The organism is Nocardiopsis dassonvillei subsp. dassonvillei DSM 43111 (assembly GCF_000092985.1).
Classification (GTDB): domain Bacteria; phylum Actinomycetota; class Actinomycetes; order Streptosporangiales; family Streptosporangiaceae; genus Nocardiopsis; species Nocardiopsis dassonvillei.
Genome location: NC_014210.1, coordinates 1,339,727 through 1,356,404, shown reverse-complemented (window position 1 = coordinate 1,356,404; position 16,678 = coordinate 1,339,727). Strand labels below are relative to the sequence as shown.

The window sequence follows — 16,678 nt, the reverse complement described above, 5'->3', positions numbered from 1 at the left end:
CGTGACCAGGCCGAGAGCGCGGGTCCCTGCCGGGAGGAGCCGTAGGGCCCGACGCAGCCGGGGCCCAGGACCCTGGTGGGCAGGTCGCCTACGAAGAAGGCTGGGAGGGGGACCGGAGCGGAGCCGGAGCGTCCGAGGAGCGTTCCCGTGAGAACAGGACCGTGCCGACCGCCGTCCGGGACGGTACACGAGGGGAGTTCGCGATGCACACTGTGAGCGACGTCATGACGACCGAGGTCTTCTCCGTCACCGGGGACACCGGCTACCGCGAGATCGCCGAGATGCTGGTCACGCACGGTGTGAGCGCTCTGCCCGTGACCAACGGAGAGGGCTGTGTGGTCGGCGTGGTCTCGGATGAGGACCTGCTCCACAAGGAGGAGTTCACAGGAGGGGACTACGCTCCTCCGTTGCGCGCCCGGTTGCGCGCCCGGCTGGGTTCGGGAGGCAGCGCTGGCGACAAGGCCACGGCGAGGAACGCGGCCGAGTTGATGACCGGCCCCGCCGTCACGGTGTCCTCCGACGCGTCCGTGGTCCTCGCCGCCCGCTTGATGGAGCGGCACGGGGTCAAACAGTTGCCGGTCGTCGACGGGGACGGGCACCTGCTCGGGATCGTCAGCAGGCGGGACCTGTTGTCGGTCTTCGTACGGGAGGACGAGGACATCGCCGAGGAGACGCGGGGCGTGATCAGGGAGGTCCTGCCGGAACCCGCCGCCACGGTCAAGGACGGGGTGGTGAGGCTCACCGGGGATGTGGAGCACCGCAGCGACGTCGAGAAGCTGATCCACCGCGTTCGGCAGATCGAGGGCGTGGTGGCCGTCGACTCCGAGCTGCGCTGGCACGCCGACGACGTCGTTCCCCAGCACGTCCAGTGGCGGGCGGGGACGCCCTGACACTCCGGGTGTCGGCCCACCGCCATCGGCGCTCCGACGCGATGGAGCCCTGAGCCTCCTCGGTCTTCGAATATCGGTTTCGTCGTCTGTCCATCGTCTGCGGACGCGGTGCGTACGCTCTTCGCCGTCGTGCGGAACTCCCTCATGAGCAGCTCGTACGCACCGATGAGCGCGAAGCTCGGCCAGGCGTGGATGATCCGCGACCACAGCGTGGGGTCGGCCACCGCGGCGATGCCCGCGAGCAGCAGAACAGCCGCGATGGTGACCCATCGTGACCAGCGGGAGGACTCCGTCCCGATCGCCCTTTCCCGGTGACCGAGGGGCCTTCACGGGACCGGAAGCGCCCTGCCGGGCGGGGTGGGAGACGGGCGTCTCCCATCCCGCAGTGGGAGGTTTCCGGGAGACGCGAACCTCTCCCAACGGCTCCCAATCGCCGTGAAGATCCCTCAACGGAACGCTCCGACCTGGGTGGATGCTCATCGGCGCAGGTCGCTGCGGAGCCGGGACCACCTTGACACGGCAGAGGTCACAGGTTCGAATCCTGTATCGCCCACCACCTTCCCAGGCCGGAGCACACGCTCCGGCCTGGGTCGTTTCCGGGCAGCGCGGCGGGAGGGCGGAGCCGTGGCTCCGCCCTCCCGCGCATACGTGTTCACACCCCGGGACGACCGTCAGCGGCTGCTTCGGTCAGGGAGGCGTTCCGACGACGCGGCCGTATCCCCGGTCGGGGGGACGTCGACGACCGCCGTGGCCGACCGTTCAGTCGCTGACCCTGCTCCGGGACCGGTACAGCAGGTCCTGGTACTCGGGATGACGGGCGATCCAGCCCGCGAAGAAGGGGCAGGTCGCCAGCACGCGCAGGTTCGCGGACCGCGCCTCGTCGAGGGCCGTGCGTGCCAGCGCGGACCCGACTCCTCTGCCTTCGTGCTCCGGCGCGACCTCGGTGTGCACGAACGCGACGAGTTCCGGCGTGCGGATGTACTCCGCGACGCCCGCGACCCCGGGTTCTCCGTCGACGCGGGCCTCATAGCGCTTGGCCTGGGGCACGTCGCCCACCTGGACCGCCACGGGTCCTCCCCTCGTGTTGGTGTGTCAGCCTGTTCACGCCGTTGACCGGCGGTGTCCTCGTCGGCGACGGGACCGGTCGGGGACGGGCCGCGCCCGCCGCGGACCGGCCCCGTCGCGCGGTCGTGTCCTCAGGCGCCGTTCGCGGCACGGCTGGCCAGCATCTGCGTCTCCCAGGCGAAGGCGATGCCGGTGGCACCGCCGTGCTGGGTCAGGACGTCGACCATGCCCTGCATGGTCTCCTCGCGGGCCCAGTCGCGCTGCCACTCGCCCGCCACGGCCAGCCAGGTGATCGGCGCCACGCCGGCCTGGACCATGCGCCGCACGGCCATGTCGTGGGACTCGGCCGTGGCACCGCCCGACGCGTCGGTGACGGCGAAGACCTCGAAGCCCTCGCCCGCCGCCTGGATCGCCGGCATGGCCAGGCAGATCTCCGTCCACAGACCGGCCATGACCACCTTCTTCCGGCCGGTCTCCTTGACGGCGTCGACGACGCGCTCGTCCTCCCAGGTGTTGATGAACGTGCGGTCGATCGGCTTCTGCTCCGGGAACACGTCCTGAAGCTCCTGGATGAGGTAGCCGCCGCGCTCCTCCAGCACGGTCGTCAGGATGGTCGGAACGCCGAACGCCTTGGCGGCCTTGGCGAGGCCGACGGTGTTGTTGACGACCATGGACGGCTCGTGGCTGTTGAGGTTGGCGAACTGGAACGGCTGGTGGTCGATCAGGACGAGGATGCTCTCCTCCGGCGTCAGCAGCGCCTGGAGTCCGTTCTTGGCCTTGGTGCTCACAGGGGGTTCCTCTCAGGGGTTTCGTGCTCTGGGGGCTCGGCCGGGACACCGCCGGCCGCCGTGCGGGCGGCACGGGCGCACGCGCCCGTGCCCGTGCCGCCCGTACCGGCCGACGTCACGCGGCGTCGGCCGACACCGCTGCGCGGACCAGCGCGGCCTCTCCGCATGGGAGACGGCCCTCCGCGCCAGTGACGGCGCGTCTCCGGTGAGTTAGATGACGCATCACCAAAATTAGCATCATTGGATGATGTGTCAACCAAACCAGGACTCGGATCCACCGCCGCCACCGAACACGGATCGCCTACCAGCAAGTTGACTTGTCACCTACTGTCCGGATGATGTATCAACGACCAGCGGGGGTCTCGCACCCACAGGCGACGCGGGGCGCCGCCCCTCCGGAGGCCGTCGGCCGCCGGGGGTGCGGCGGGGACCGGCAGGACCGCGGCCCGCCTCGCTCCGGGAGGGACGGGGGTCAGGACACCCGTCCGCGGCGCACGGCCGCCTCCGCCCCTTGGCGTACAGAAGGAAGTGAGTGAGCGATGACCAGCCCTTCAGCCACGAACTGGCCGAGCCTGCGGGTCTCGGACTGGACCCCCACCCGCGACACCCTGCACATGTGGACCCAGATCGTGGGCAAGATCCGCATGGCCCACGCTCCGCTGATCAACCACTGGTGGCAGGTGACCCTCTACGTCAGCCCGCGCGGGTTGACGACCTCGGCCGTCCCGTACGGCACGGGGGCCTTCGAGATCGAGTTCGACTTCGTCGACCACCAGCTCCGGATCCGCAGCAGCGACGGCGGCGAGCGGAGCTTCGCGCTACGGCCGATGCCGGTCGCCGAGTTCTACACCCGGATCATGGACATGCTCGGCCGACTCGGGATCGAGGCACCGATCCGGCCGAGTCCCAACGAGGTCGAGCCCGCGATCCCCTTCGCCGAGGACCACGAGCACGCCTCCTACGACGGGGAGGCGGCCGCCCTGTTCTGGCGTCAGCTGCTCCAGGCGAACCGGGTGATCGGCGAGTTCCGGTCGCACTTCGTGGGCAAGGTCAGCCCGGTGCACTTCTTCTGGGGAGCGATGGACCTGGCCTGCACCCGCTTCTCCGGGCGGACGGCCCCGCCCCACCCGGGCGGAGCGCCCAACTGCGGGGACTGGGTCATGGTGGAGGGCTACTCCCGGGAGCTGTCCAGCTGCGGCTTCTGGCCCGGCGGCGGCGAGGAGGGCGCCTTCTACTCCTACGCCTACCCCGCACCCGACGGGTTCGCCGACCAGCCGGTGGGCCCCGAGGGCGCGTACTACAGCACCGAGTTCCAGCAGTTCCTGCTGCCCTACGAGGCCGCCCGCACCGCGCCCGACCCCGACCGCGCGGTGGCCGAGTTCCTGCGCACCACCTACGAGGCCGCCGCGAACCTCGGGAACTGGGACCGCTCCGCGCTGGAGGACGACCCCCTGCGGTGGCAGGGCACCCCCGCGTCCTGAGGGACGACGGGACGGACCGGGTCGGGATGACGGCCCCCGTCGACGGGTCCCCTCCGCTCTTTCGGAGGGCCCGGCCCGACGCGGGGCCGCGCCCCGGCCGCTTCGTCCCAAGTGGATGAGACGTCAACTTCTTCGTTACACTGCGCCCATGAACGAGACGCCGCGCTGGCTGGAGGCGGACGAGAAGGCCGCTTGGGACGGCTTCATCCGCATGCAGGAGACGCTCATCGGGCGGCTGTCCCGTCACCTCCAGGCCGACTCCGGGATGTCCGCCTCCGACTACGTCGTGCTCGTCAACCTCACCGCGACGGACGACGGCAGGATGCGCTTCCTGGAACTGGCCAAAATGGTGAACTGGGAGAAGAGCCGGATGTCCCACCAGGTCCGGCGGATGGCCAAGCGCGGGCTCGTGGCCAGGGAGGAATGCCCCGACGACGCACGCGGGGCGTTCATCGTCGCCACCCCGGCCGGATACGCGGCGATCGAGGAGGCCGCGCCCCTGCACGTCGAGCACGTCCGCCGCCTGTTCGTCGACGCCCTGACCCCCAACCAGCTCAGGACGTTCGCCCGGCTCTCCCACCGCGTCGTGGACCACATGCAGAAGCAGCCGGACTGAGCGGGCGGCGCGCGGCCCCGGGGAATACCGCGTTATTCCGTTGATGGATCAACTTTCATTTGGGCTACCATGGTTGATACATCAACAAAAAGACGATGATGCCGCGACGGGGGCGACCACGCCCGGCACCGCGTTCGCCACGGCAGTCGGCACAGCGACCACAGGGAGACGGGTGCGATGCAGTTCGGGATCTTCACCGTCGGTGACGTGACCACCGACCCCACCACCGGCCGTACGCCGACCGAGGCCGAGCGCGTCAAGGCGATGGTGACCATCGCGCTCAAGGCCGAGGAGGTCGGCCTGGACGTCTTCGCCACCGGCGAGCACCACAACCCGCCCTTCGTGGCCTCCTCACCGACCACGATGCTCGGCTACATCGCGGCCAAAACGGACAGGCTCATCCTGTCCACCTCCACCACGCTGATCACCACCAACGACCCGGTCAAGATCGCCGAGGACTTCGCCATGCTCCAGCACCTGGCCGACGGCCGGGTGGACCTGATGATGGGCCGCGGCAACACCGGCCCCGTCTACCCCTGGTTCGGCCAGGACATCCGCCAGGGCATCCCGCTGGCGCTGGAGAACTACAACCTGCTGCACCGGCTCTGGCGCGAGGACGTGGTGGACTGGGAGGGCAAGTTCCGCACCCCCCTGCAGGGCTTCACCTCCACCCCCCGCCCCCTGGACGGGGTGCCCCCCTTCGTCTGGCACGGCTCCATCCGCAGCCCCGAGATCGCCGAGCAGGCCGCCTTCTACGGTGACGGCTTCTTCCACAACAACATCTTCTGGCCCGCCACGCACACCAAGAAGCTCATCTCGCTCTACCGCCGCCGCTTCGAGCACTACGGCCACGGCAGGGCCGAACAGGCCGTCGTCGGCCTGGGCGGACAGGTGTTCATGCGCAAGAACTCCCAGGACGCGGTGAGGGAGTTCCGCCCCTACTTCGACCACCACCCCCTGATGGGCGGCGGACCGTCGCTGGAGGAGTACATGGACCAGACCCCGCTGACCGTCGGCAGCCCCCAGCAGGTCATCGACAGGACCCTCGCCTTCCGTGACAGCTTCGGCCACTACCAGCGCCAGCTGTTCAACGTCGACGGCGTCGGGACACCCCTGAAGACGGTCCTGGAGCAGATCGACGTCCTCGGCGAGGAGGTCGTGCCGGTGCTGCGCGAGGAGTTCGCCGCCGGGCGGCCCGCGCACGTGCCCGACGCGCCCACCCACGCCTCGCTGCTCTCCGCCCGCGACACCGGAAACGCCTCCGCGACAGCGACGGGCTGAGGCGCGACGACCGATCCCCACGGCGGGTTCCCGTTCCGGTCGCGGCGAGAACCCGCCGCCGTGCCCGCCCCGGGCGGCCCGGACCGGCGTCCACCCCCCGGTCCGGACCGCCGCCGTGTCCGCCACCGACCGAGCCGAACACCGTCCCCACCAGAGAGGCCTTCCGTGACAGAGCCGCGAACAGACAGGACCGGCGCCGTCGTCCACGTCGCGCTGGACGAGGCACGCGCCGTCAGCGCCTACACCGTGAGTCTGGAGGACGGCACCCCCGCCGGGCGCGCGGACTTCGTCGACCCGCCCCAGGCACCCGGCGAGCGCGTCTTCTTCCACACCGAGGTCGCACCGGAGTTCGGCGGCCGGGGTCTGGCCGGGCTACTGGTCGGTGAGGCGCTGGCCGACAGCGCTCGCCGCAACCTCACCGTCGTCCCCGTGTGCCCGCTCTTCGCCAAGCACCTGCGGGAGCACGGCGACGAGTACACGGCCCGGGGCGGACGGTTCCGTCGGCCCAGGCCGGCCGACCTCGCCCTGGTCAAGGAGACCGTCGAGGGGGGCGGCGCGTGAGAGCGGAGCGCCCCTACATCGACAAGGAGCACCCCGAGGTCTACGGGGCGATGCTCAAGGCGGCGGCGGCCTCCAGAACCGCGGCGCGGGAGGCGGGCCTGGGCGACGACACCATCGAACTGGTCAACATCCGGGTGTCCCAGATCAACGGGTGTCCGACCTGCCTGAGCGTCCACCTCCCCAAGGCGCGCAAGGCGGGGGTGAAGCAGGGCGCCCTGGACGTGCTGCCCGCCTGGCGCGAGGCCGGGCTGTTCACCGACGAGCAGAGGGCCGCGCTCGAACTGGCGGAGTCGTTGACGGTGCTCGATCCGACCGTCGACCGGCAGGCCGTCAACGCTCGCGCGGCGGCCCATCTGACCACCGCCCAGATCTCCGCGGTGGAGTGGACGACCACGCTCATCAACGCGTTCAACCGGATCTCGATCGCCAGCGGCCACCCGGTGCTCGGGCAGTAGGGAGGAGGCCGTCCGCACCGGCGGGGGAACGGCGGACCCGTGGCCGGCCGCAGGCGCGGCCACGGGTCCGGGCCGGGCGGGTCAGGGCCGTACGACGTCGAAGGCGGGGTCAGGCGCCCCCAGCACGTCGAGCAGCGCCCGGAGTACCCGGAGGTCGCCCTCGTACTCGAGCTCCTCCCACCCTCGGCCCGTCATGACGGCGACCAGCCGTCCCCTGGTCGTGGTGAGCGTCAGCTGGGCCCGCGGGTCGGGGTCGGGGTCGCGAAAGTGCACGAGCACGCCGTTGGCCAGACGCAGGTGCCACAGGGCGTCGTCGTTGTCGAGGCACAGGTCGATGCGCAGGTCGAGTTCCCAGGCCGCGGGCCCGTCGACCCGCACGGCGAGGGAGTCGAGCAGCTGCCCGACGTCGAGGGCCGCCAGCAGCCGGGAGCCGCCGGAGCGGCGCGCGGCCCCGGGGCCGTGGAGGAGTTCCCCGGCTCCGGTGAGGTAGTAGTTGCGCCACGTCGCGTTCTCACAGCCGTGGCCGAGCGCGGTGTAGACGTCGGCCAGCCGCTGCCGCACCCCGCTGTGGTAGGGCTCGGCGAAGACCGCGTGGTTGAGCAGGGTGGCCGCGAAGCGCAGGTCGCCCTCCTCGACGAGGGCGTCCGCGTGCGCGAGCGCCCGGTCGACACCGCCGAGCAGGCCGATCCACCGCCTGGCCTCCTCGACCGGCGGGTGTTCCCACAGGTGGGCGGGGTTGCCGTCGAACCAGCCGAGGTAGCGCTGGTAGACGCCCTTGACGTTGTGGCTCAGCGACCCGTAGTAGCCGCGGTTGGCCCACTGCCGGTCCAGGGCGGGCGGCAGCGTCAGCTCCTCCGCGATCTCGCGGGGGGTGAGGCCCCGGTTGATCAGGCGCACCGTCTGGTCGTGCAGGTAGGCGTAGAGGTCGCGCTGCCCGGTCAGGAACCCCTCGATCCGGTCGGCGCCCCAGGTGGGCCAGTGGTGGGTGGCGAAGGCGACGTCGGAGCGGCCGCCGAAGAGCTGGAGGGCTTCGGTGAGGTAGCGCGCCCACTGCCGGGCGTCGCGGACCTGGGCGCCCCTCAGCGTGATGATGTTGTGCATCGTGTGCACGGCGTTCTCGGCCAGGCACAGCGCCCGCCGAGCGGGGAAGTACATGTTCATCTCGGCCGGCGCCTCCGTCCCCGGCGTGAGCTGGAACTCGATCTCCACGCCGTCGACCACGCGGACCTGGCCGGTCCGGGTGATCGACTCGGTGGGCTCGACCAGTCCGATCGTGCCGGTGGCCAGGCGCTGCCCCAGGCCGCAGCCCAGGTGCCCCGTGGCGGAGGCTTCGAGCGCGGTGCCGTACATGAAACCCGACCGCCGGGCCATCGCCGGACCGGCGTAGACGTTCTCGGAGACCGCGTGCTCCATGAAGCCCTCGGGCGCGAGCACCGGGACGTCGTCGGCCGCGTCCGCGAGGACGGCGCCCGCACCGCCGAAGTGGTCGGCGTGCGGATGGGTGAGGACCACGCCCGTGACCGGCCGGTCGCCCCGGTGGGACCGGTAGAGCGCCAGCGCCGCGGCCGCGGTCTCGGTCGAGGTCAGCGTGTCGATCACGATGACGCCGGAGTCGCCCTCGACCAGGGTCATGTTGGCCAGGTCGAACCCGCGGACCTGGTAGATCCCCTCGGTGACCTCGAACAGGCCGTGCCTGGCCGCGAGCCGGCTCTGCCGCCACAGGCTCGGGTTCGCCGTCGCGGGCGCCGGTGCGTCCAGGAAGGCGTAGGCGTCGGCGTCGTACACGACGCGTCCGGCGGCGTCGGTGACGCGTGCGGGCTCCAGAGTCCCCAGGAAGCCGCGTTCGGCGTCGCGCGTGTCCTGCCCGTCCTCGGCGGGAAGGTCCCGCTCCGGTGGCTTCGCGTCGGTCATGCCGGGGCCCCCTCGGCTCTGGCGAGTTCGCGGATGATGCCGTTGCGCTGGATCTCCGACGCGCCGGTCAGCACGCGGAACATGCGCAGCTGCCGCCAGATCACGTCCACCGGGGCGCCGCGCACCATCCCGGCCTTGCCGTGGATCTGCATCGCCTGGTCCGCGATGGCGAACGCGCGCTCGGCCACGAACAGCTTGCACATGAAGGACTCCACCCGGGGCCGCTCCCCCGCGTCGAGCGCGGCGAGGGCGTCGTAGGTCATCGAACGGGCGGCGTAGAAGTCCGTGGCCATGTCGGCGAGCTTGTGCTGGATCGCCTGCTTCTCGATGAGGAGTCCGCCGGACACCTGGCGCGTGGCGGCGAAGTCCAGGGCCAGGCGGATGGCCCGCCGGGCCGCGCCGAGCGCGGTGGGGCAGTGGAGCAGCCGGTTCGTCGTGACCCGGCCGAGGGCGATGCGCAGGCCCTGCCCCTCCTCGCCGAGCAGGTTCTCCGAGGGGACGAAACAGTCCTGGAGGACGACGTCGCTCTCGATGTTCTGGCCCGACAGGGGCGTCCTGCCGGGTGTGACGCGACAGCCCGGGGAGTCCAGGTCGACGAAGAACGCGCAGTACCGGTCGTCGGAGGAGTCCAGGCGGGCGACCAGGATCGAGAAGTCCGCGAAGGTGCCGCCGGTGCTGAACACCTTGTGCCCGGTGACGCGGTAGCCGCCGGCGACCGGGGTCGCGGTCGTGCGCATACGGCGCACGTCGGAGCCCGCGTCGTCCTCGGTCATGGAGAAGCAGCACGCGCGCTCGGCCCTGACGACCGGGAGCAGGTACTTCTCCGTCTGGTACTCGGTGGCGTGCTCGAAGATCGCGCCGATCCGCAGCGGTCCGCCCATGTCGCCGAGCACGCTCGTGGCCAGCACGCGGCCGGAGGCGCCCACCTCCTCCTTGAGCGCCGCCAGTTCCGTGTGGGACAGTCCCTGTCCGCCGAGGTGCTCGGGCAGGTGGACGCCGTAGAAGCCGAGTTCGCGGCTGCGCCGCCACACCGGTTCCAGCATGGACCGGCGCAGCTCGGCCTCGGGGGTCAGTCCGAGTTCCTCCTCGTAGTCGGCGAGCTCTCCGGACAGGTAGTCCCGGAGCCCGGTGACCAGCGCGTCGAGGCGCGGATTGTCGTGGTGGCCCGGTCGCAGCATGAAGGTCACGGCCCGCTCACCCCACCTTTCGTTCGGTGCCCGCCCACTCGCGCTGGCGAAGGGCGCGGCGGTCGATCTTGCCGTTGCGGTTGCGCGGGAGCTGCTGGACGAACTCGACGACGCGCGGGAGCTTGACCCGGGACAGCCGGGTCGCGCAGAACTCGCGCAGTTCCTCCCCGCTGGCCCCGGCGCCGGGTCGGAGCGCCACGAACGCCTTGACGGTCTCCCCCCACCGTTCGTCCGGGGCGCCCACCACGCACACCTCGAAGACGGCGGGGTGTTCGTAGAGGGCGGCCTCCACCTCGGTGCAGTAGACGTTGTAGCCGCCGGAGATGATCATGTCCTTCTGGCGGTCCACGATGAACAGGTAGCCGTCCGGACGCTGGAAGCCGAGGTCGCCGGTGTACACCCAGCCGTCGCGGAAGGTCTCGGCCGTGGCCTCCGCGGCGTGGAAGTACTCCCGCACGCAGTCGGGCCCCCGCGCCACGATCTGGCCCACCTCGCCCGCGGGCAGCGGTTCTCCCCCGTCGTCGACCACACGGACCTCCGTGTCGAAGACCGGGCGCCCGCAGGAGAGCAGCAGCTCGGGGTCGGACTCGATCCCCCGCACCACGTCCTCCGAGGTGAGGAAGGTGATGGCGCTCGTGGTCTCCCCCTGCCCGTAGCCCTGGTTGACCACGGGTCCGAACAGCTCGACGGCACCGCGCAGGCGCGCGGGGCTCACCGGCGCGCCGCCGACCGTGACGCTGCGCAGCCGGGACAGGTCCCGGCGCCCCGCGGTCGGTGAGGCCAGCACCAGGTTGAGCATCACCGGCACCAGGAAGGTGTGGGTGACGCCCTCGCGTTCGAGGGCGTCGAGGTAGGCCTCGGCGTCGAAGGACGGGAGCACCACGACCGTGGCGCCGCGGAAGAAGCAGCCGAGGATGCCCATGCCGCTGGCGTGGGTGATGGGGCCGGGTGCGAGGTAGACCGAGTCCGGCCCGACCGAGCCCTGGGGGTTCATCGCCAGCTTGCGCATGTTGGACAGGCGGTTCTCGACCGTCTGGACGGCCGCCTTGAGGGTGCCGGTGGAACCGGAGGTGAAGTTCAGCACCGCCGGAGCGTGGGGGTCGAGGTCCACGGCCACCGGGGCGGGGTCGCCCTCGGCGAGGAGGGCGGTGTAGGTCAGGGGCGCGTCGGCCCCGTCGTCGAAGGCGACGACGAGGCAGTCGAGCGCGCGCCCGTCGACGATCTCGCGCACCGCGCCGAGGTTGGCCCCGTCGACGAGGATCAGCCGCACCCGCGCGTCCAGGAGGACGTGTTCGACCTCGGCCGCCGCCAGTCGGGCGCTGATCGGCACGCGCAGGCACCCCGCCTTGCAGACGGCCATCTCGGCGACGACCAGTTCGCCACGGTTGCCCGCGAGGGTGGCGACGGCGATGCCGAGGCCGTAACCGCGCGCGAGCAGGGCGGAGGCGAGCCGGTTGGCCTCCTGTTCGAGATCACGGTAGCTCCAGCGCCGGTCCCCGGACACCAGGGCCTGCGCCTCCGGCCAGTAGGACGCGCTTCGGGTGAGGTAGCCACCAAGGTTCACGGACCCTCCAGAGACGACGAGCGAACGCGAAGATACTAGACATACTGTCCAGGATCTGTCCAGGGGTGCGAACGTTGCTAGAAAGGCCTCATGACAAACGAGGATCGACGGACCCTGCGCACGCGGGCCGCACTGCGGGCGGCGTTCGTCGCCCAGGTGCTCGAACACGGATACGCCGGGGTCAGGGTGGAGCACATCGCCGCGGCGGCCGACACCGGGAGGGCGACGTTCTACACGCACTTCCGCGACAAGGAGGCCCTCTACGACCACGTGGTCGAGGTCGTCCTGGCCGAGCTGCGGGAGCGGATGACCCCGGCGGACTGGGAGGGCGTCGGGTTCACCGGGCGGCCGGTGGCCGAGCTCTTCCGCCACGCGGCCGAGCAGCCCGACGTCTACCGGCTGATCCTGCGGGGCGAGGGCGACGGCCGCGGCCTGCGGGCCCTGGTCGAGGCGTGGACCACGGCGGCCCACGACATCTTCGCCGAGCGGGCGCGGACCCAGCGGATCAGCCCGCGGGTGGACCTGCGCGTCATCGCGCGAGCCTGGGTCGGAGAGCAGGTCTCGGTGCTCCTGTGGTGGCTGGAGCTGCCCGCGCCGCGCCCCGGGGCCGAACAGGTGGTGGAGACGCTGGTCGAGCTGTCCCGGCGCGGACGCTACTGGGCGACGGGTTTCGACTCGGTTCCCACGTAGGGGTTGTGTGGCGCGGGTCACTGCCCTTATGTTCTGGACGCACAGAACGTTATCGGACGTTCTGTCCAGGAATGAGAGAAGGGTCGGTGCCGTGCCGTCGTACCGCAGACTGCTCCACGAGTACCCCACCGGAGCCCGGCGCCGGCTCCTGCTCGCCGTCGTCGTCCTGGCGTTGTTCATCTCGGCCTTCGAAGGACAGCTCGCACCGGTCCTGCCCCTGCTGCTGGCCGACCTCGGGCTGTCCCTGGAGGTCTACGGGCTGATCACCGCCGTGTCGCTGCTGTTCGGCGCCGTGTCCGGTTACCTGGGCGGCGAGTTGGTCGACCGGATCGGCCGCGTCCGCGTACTGGTGCCGTTCATGTTCCTGTCCGCGGCGGCGTGCCTGTTCATGGCGCTGTCGCAGACGGTCGTCCACTTCACCGCCGCGCGTATCCTGCTCGCCTTCGTCGAGGGTGTGGCGATGGCCGGCACCCAGCCCCTGATCCGGGACTTCACGCCGCGGATGGGACGGGCCCAGGCCTTCGCGTTCTGGAGCTGGGGCCCCGTCGGAGCCAACTTCTTCGCGGCGGCCGTCGCCGCGCTGACGCTCGACCTGTTCGACAACTCCTGGCGCGCGCAGATCTTCGTGATGTCCGGCCTGGCCTTCGTGGGCGCGACGGTCGTCGCCCTCACCCTGCGCGACCTGGCTCCGAACCTGCGGCGCACCATCCGCCTCACCGAGCATGCGACCCGCGGGAGCGGGGCGGCCCCCGCCGGGCAGCGGCTGCGGCTGCTCCTGCGCCGCCGTGTCGTCTGGGCGCACGTGGCCGCGATGTCGCTGCTCTACGTCCTGCTCGCCACCATGAACGCCTACGGCCAGACCATGCTGGTGGACCACTTCGCCGTCGCGGTGCGCACGGCGTCCGCGATCGTGATGTCGTTCTGGGTCAGCAACCTGGCGGCCAGCCTGGTCTTCGCCCGGCTCTCCGACAGGGCGCAGAACCGCAAGCCGTTCCTGGTCCTCGGGGCGCTGGCGGCGACGCTGCTGCTCGGGGCGCTCGTCGTCACGATGGGCGCGGGGGCGTCCGCCTCACTGCCGCTGGTCATCGTGCTGCTGACCGGCGTCGGCCTCTCGCTCGGCGCCGTCCTCGGCCCGTGGATGGCCAGCTTCTCGGAGTACACCGAGGAGGTCCACCCGGACGCCCAGGGGGTGGCCTTCGGCCTCAACCACTTCGTGAGCCGGTTGTTCATCCTCGCCGCGGTGCTGTTCGCTCCGCAGGTGGTCGCGGTGGGCGACTGGCGGGTGTGGATGACGGTCACCCTGGTGACGACAGCGGCCTTCGCGGTCGTCACCACACAGGTCCAGGGCCGCCTGCGGCGCGCGACCGGTTCCGCGTCGGCGGAGGAGGCCGGTGCGGCCGTCGCCGCGACCGGGGCGCCCGAGGACTCCCGGAGTTCCTGAGGGCTCCCGAAGTTCCTGGGGCCCCGGAACACCTGGGGGCTCCCGGAGCCCTTGGGTGTTCCCGGAGCCCTTGGGTGTTCCCGGGACACCCGGGGCCGGATCTCCCGGACCCGGGGCCCCGCGGAGGGACCCGGCGGGGTGTGCGCGGCGTCCTGCGGCGCCCTCCCTCCGGACCACGCGGCGCCGGAGTCCGGAGAACGGGCCCCTTCCCGGGCTCCGGCCGCCGCGCACCCCCCTGTTCTCCCCGTGTTCATGTCCTCACCCTCCGGTGTGTACCACCGTTGGAAAGAGCACCCGTCGTGGAGGATGTGCACGGCCCGGACACCGGGCGCGTCACCCACCGCCCAGACGAGCCCTCACGCGAAGGGGTGCCCCCGTGAACCTGTCCCGCCCAAGGCCCCCGGGCCCCGTCCGCTCGGCGGCGCTCCCCGTCATCGCCGTGCTCGTCGCGCCCATGGTCCTGGCCGCTCCGTCGTCCCGGGTGACGGCCGACGTCGCCGCGCCGGCGGGCGGGATCGCCGGGGCCGTGGAGGAGCGGATCGCCGCCGGGGTGGACCTCGCCTCCGGTCCCGTCCCGGGCGCCGGGGGCGGCGGGGAGCAGTTCGCCAGCCTCCTCACCGTCGACCTCACCGAGGGTGTCGGGGTCGAGTACGTCGACGGGGGCGGCCTCACCTCCCCCGCGACGGTCGCGGACATGGCCGCCGCCGTCGAGCCCCCGGAGGGGTCCACCGTGGTCGCCGCGGTCAACGGCGGCTACTTCGACATCGGCGCGACCCAGGCCCCCCTGGGCGCCGGGATGAGCGACGGGCGCCTGCTCACCTCGCCCGACCCGGGGTTCGCCAACGCCGTGGTCATCGACGCCGGGGGCAGGGGCAGCGTGCGCCAGGTGGCCTTCGAAGGGACCGCGTCCCTGCCGTCGGGGGACCTCGACATCGACGCCCTCAACACCTCCGCCGTCCCCGCGGACGGCCTCGGTCTGTACACGTCGGACTGGGGCGGCCACCCCCGCGCACACGTGGTGTACGAACCCGGGACCAGCCCCGGGGACACGGCCGTCGCCGAGGCCGTGGTCTCCGAGGGCGTCGTCGAGCGGGTCAGCGTCACCCCCGGCAGCGGCCCGATCGAGGAGGACGAACAGGTCCTGGTGGCGCGCGGCTCCGCGGCGGAGCGGATCGCCGACCTGTCCGAGGGCGACCCGGTCGAGGTGGAGCACACCCTCACGGCCGAGGGCGCCGAACCCCGCGTCGTCGTGGGCGGACGGCACGTGCTGGTGCGCGACGGCGAACCCGTCCCCGTCGAGGACGTCTCCCGCGCGCCGCGTACCGCGATCGGGTTCTCCGAGGACGGCGAGGTCATGCACGTGGTGACCGCGGACGGGCGCAACCGCGGCCACGCCGGATCCACGCTCGCGGAGGTCGCCGAACTGCTCGCCGCGTCCGGGGCCGAGCAGGCCCTGGAGCTGGACGGCGGCGGATCCTCGACCCTGCTCGTGCGCGAACCCGGGGGCGTCTCCCCGGTGCTGCGCAACCGCGCCGGGGACCAACTCCGGGAGGTCCCCGACGGCCTTGTGATCACGGCGACCGAGGGCTCGGCCCGGACCTCGGGCCTGTGGCTGCGGCCCGCCCTGGAACCCCGGCCCGAACACGGCTCCCCCGTGCCGCCCCAGGCCGACCCCCGACGCGTGTTCACCGGCATGCACCGCACCCTGGCCGCCACCGGGCACGACGAGGCCTTCGGGCCGTCCGGGCCCGGCGCGCCCCGCTCCCCCGACGACCGCACCGATGAGCTGGAGCTGTCCGCGCCCACCGGACACGGCGACGGCCCCCGGTTCGTGGCGGGAGACCCCGGACCGGTGACCGTCACGGGGCGGGCGGGCCGGGTCAGCGACACCGTCGACCTGGAGGTGCTGCCCGCCCCGGACACGCTCCTCGCCGCACCCCGGCGCCTGGGCATGGCCTCCGCCGAGGACACCGCCTCCTTCGTGCTCACCGGGGCCACCGAGGACGGGCGGCGGGCGCCCGTCGAACCGGTCGACGCACGGGTCGAGGCCGTCCCCGACCTGGTCGAGGTCGTGGACCGGGGCGACGGAGGCTTCGAGGTGCGGCCGCGCGCCGGGGAGGGGACGGGCGTCCTCACGGTGACCGCGGGCGGGGTGAGCACGCGGATACCGTTCTCCATCGGTACGCGGACGACTCCCCTGGCGGACTTCGAGGACGCGCGGGAGTGGACGGCGCGGTCCGCGCGCGGCGGGGCAGAGGTGCGCCCCGTGGCCGGGCGCGACGGCCCCGGTCTGGCCCTGGCCTACGACTTCACCCGCGACATCCGCACCCGGACCGCCTCCGCCCACCCGCCCGAGCCGCTCGCCCTGGACCGCCAGGCCTTCGCGTTCACGGTGGGCGTGCGCGGCGACGGCAACGGCGCCCGTCTCATGCTCAGCCTCACCGACGCGCACGGTGTCGGCCACTCCCTGGAGGGCCCCGCCGTGGACTGGGAGGGCTGGCGCGACGTGCGCCTGGAGGTGCCCGAGGACGTCGGGCACCCGGTCACGGTCTCGCGGGTGTACCTGCTGGAGGAGGATCCGAGCCGGGCCTACGCGGGTGAGGTGGTGCTGGACGGCCTCACCGCCCGGACCACGACGGGGCCCTGACCCGCCGGGCCCGGGCTTCCACCGACTGGTCCCGAACGCCGCCCGGCACCCCGCTGGTACGTGGTACGAAGGGGACCCGGGGACCACGACGAGCAGGAGAA

At 72.1% G+C, this 16,678-nt stretch carries 15 protein-coding genes; 10 read left to right on the top strand and 5 right to left on the bottom strand.

The window, feature by feature from the left end; genetic code table 11:
• Nucleotides 1-203: 203 nt before the first annotated feature.
• Together NDAS_RS05515 and NDAS_RS28830 are read left to right on the top strand one after the other, a co-directional pair.
• Entirely contained in the window at nucleotides 204-890 is a 687-nt protein-coding gene (locus NDAS_RS05515) for a CBS domain-containing protein (protein ID WP_013152154.1), read from the top strand.
• A gap of 144 nt (nucleotides 891-1,034) precedes the next feature.
• Nucleotides 1,035-1,205 carry a hypothetical protein gene (locus tag NDAS_RS28830; RefSeq protein ID WP_156910828.1) on the top strand — a complete coding sequence of 57 codons (171 nt, stop codon included), beginning with the start codon at nucleotides 1,035-1,037 and terminating at the stop codon, nucleotides 1,203-1,205.
• A gap of 444 nt (nucleotides 1,206-1,649) precedes the next feature.
• Here NDAS_RS28830 and NDAS_RS05505 read toward each other — a convergent pair whose 3' ends face one another.
• Both NDAS_RS05505 and NDAS_RS05500 read right to left on the bottom strand, forming a co-directional pair.
• On the bottom strand, nucleotides 1,650-1,958 hold the full coding sequence (locus NDAS_RS05505; protein WP_013152153.1) for a GNAT family N-acetyltransferase: 309 nt from the start codon (nucleotides 1,956-1,958) through the stop codon (nucleotides 1,650-1,652).
• 128 nt (nucleotides 1,959-2,086) lie between these two features.
• Nucleotides 2,087-2,743 (bottom strand): hydrolase, encoded by a 657-nt coding sequence (locus tag NDAS_RS05500; protein ID WP_013152152.1) that lies wholly within the window; start codon nucleotides 2,741-2,743, stop codon nucleotides 2,087-2,089.
• 539 nt (nucleotides 2,744-3,282) lie between these two features.
• Here NDAS_RS05500 and NDAS_RS05495 point away from each other — a divergent pair.
• The 5 genes from NDAS_RS05495 (at nucleotide 3,283) to NDAS_RS05475 (ending at nucleotide 7,137) form a co-directional block, all read left to right on the top strand.
• Entirely contained in the window at nucleotides 3,283-4,224 is a 942-nt protein-coding gene (locus tag NDAS_RS05495) for a DUF5996 family protein (protein ID WP_013152151.1), read from the top strand.
• Between the two features lie 148 nt (nucleotides 4,225-4,372).
• Nucleotides 4,373-4,840, top strand: coding sequence for a MarR family winged helix-turn-helix transcriptional regulator (locus NDAS_RS05490; RefSeq protein ID WP_013152150.1), 468 nt, complete (start codon nucleotides 4,373-4,375; stop codon nucleotides 4,838-4,840).
• A gap of 177 nt (nucleotides 4,841-5,017) precedes the next feature.
• Nucleotides 5,018-6,121 (top strand): LLM class flavin-dependent oxidoreductase, encoded by a 1,104-nt coding sequence (locus tag NDAS_RS05485; RefSeq protein ID WP_013152149.1) that lies wholly within the window; start codon nucleotides 5,018-5,020, stop codon nucleotides 6,119-6,121.
• 165 nt (nucleotides 6,122-6,286) lie between these two features.
• Nucleotides 6,287-6,682 carry a GNAT family N-acetyltransferase gene (locus tag NDAS_RS05480; RefSeq protein WP_013152148.1) on the top strand — a complete coding sequence of 132 codons (396 nt, stop codon included), beginning with the start codon at nucleotides 6,287-6,289 and terminating at the stop codon, nucleotides 6,680-6,682.
• Entirely contained in the window at nucleotides 6,679-7,137 is a 459-nt protein-coding gene (locus tag NDAS_RS05475) for a carboxymuconolactone decarboxylase family protein (RefSeq protein ID WP_013152147.1), read from the top strand. Before NDAS_RS05480 ends, NDAS_RS05475 begins: the two co-directional genes overlap by 4 nt.
• An 81-nt stretch (nucleotides 7,138-7,218) precedes the next feature.
• Here the strand turns inward: NDAS_RS05475 and NDAS_RS05470 are convergent, their stop codons facing one another.
• Genes NDAS_RS05470 through NDAS_RS05460 form a run of 3 tightly spaced genes read right to left on the bottom strand, consistent with a single transcriptional unit; the run spans nucleotide 7,219 to nucleotide 11,799 of the window.
• The gene (locus NDAS_RS05470; RefSeq protein WP_013152146.1) at nucleotides 7,219-9,048 is read right to left on the bottom strand and encodes an alkyl/aryl-sulfatase; all 1,830 of its coding nucleotides are present in this window, start codon (nucleotides 9,046-9,048) and stop codon (nucleotides 7,219-7,221) included.
• Nucleotides 9,045-10,226, bottom strand: a complete 1,182-nt coding sequence (locus NDAS_RS05465; protein WP_013152145.1) for an acyl-CoA dehydrogenase family protein — start codon at nucleotides 10,224-10,226, stop codon at nucleotides 9,045-9,047. Before NDAS_RS05465 ends, NDAS_RS05470 begins: the two co-directional genes overlap by 4 nt.
• 16 nt (nucleotides 10,227-10,242) lie before the next feature.
• Nucleotides 10,243-11,799, bottom strand: coding sequence for a class I adenylate-forming enzyme family protein (locus tag NDAS_RS05460; protein WP_013152144.1), 1,557 nt, complete (start codon nucleotides 11,797-11,799; stop codon nucleotides 10,243-10,245).
• A 90-nt stretch (nucleotides 11,800-11,889) separates the two neighbouring features.
• Between NDAS_RS05460 and NDAS_RS05455 the strand changes: the two genes are divergently transcribed.
• The 3 genes from NDAS_RS05455 (at nucleotide 11,890) to NDAS_RS05445 (ending at nucleotide 16,577) form a co-directional block, all read left to right on the top strand.
• Nucleotides 11,890-12,489: a TetR/AcrR family transcriptional regulator gene (locus NDAS_RS05455; RefSeq protein WP_013152143.1), complete on the top strand. Its 600-nt coding sequence runs from the start codon at nucleotides 11,890-11,892 to the stop codon at nucleotides 12,487-12,489.
• Between the two features lie 91 nt (nucleotides 12,490-12,580).
• Complete coding sequence (locus NDAS_RS05450) at nucleotides 12,581-13,930, top strand: MFS transporter (RefSeq protein ID WP_013152142.1); 1,350 nt, start codon at nucleotides 12,581-12,583, stop codon at nucleotides 13,928-13,930.
• A gap of 376 nt (nucleotides 13,931-14,306) precedes the next feature.
• Nucleotides 14,307-16,577 carry a phosphodiester glycosidase family protein gene (locus NDAS_RS05445; protein WP_013152141.1) on the top strand — a complete coding sequence of 757 codons (2,271 nt, stop codon included), beginning with the start codon at nucleotides 14,307-14,309 and terminating at the stop codon, nucleotides 16,575-16,577.
• Nucleotides 16,578-16,678: the final 101 nt, after the last annotated feature.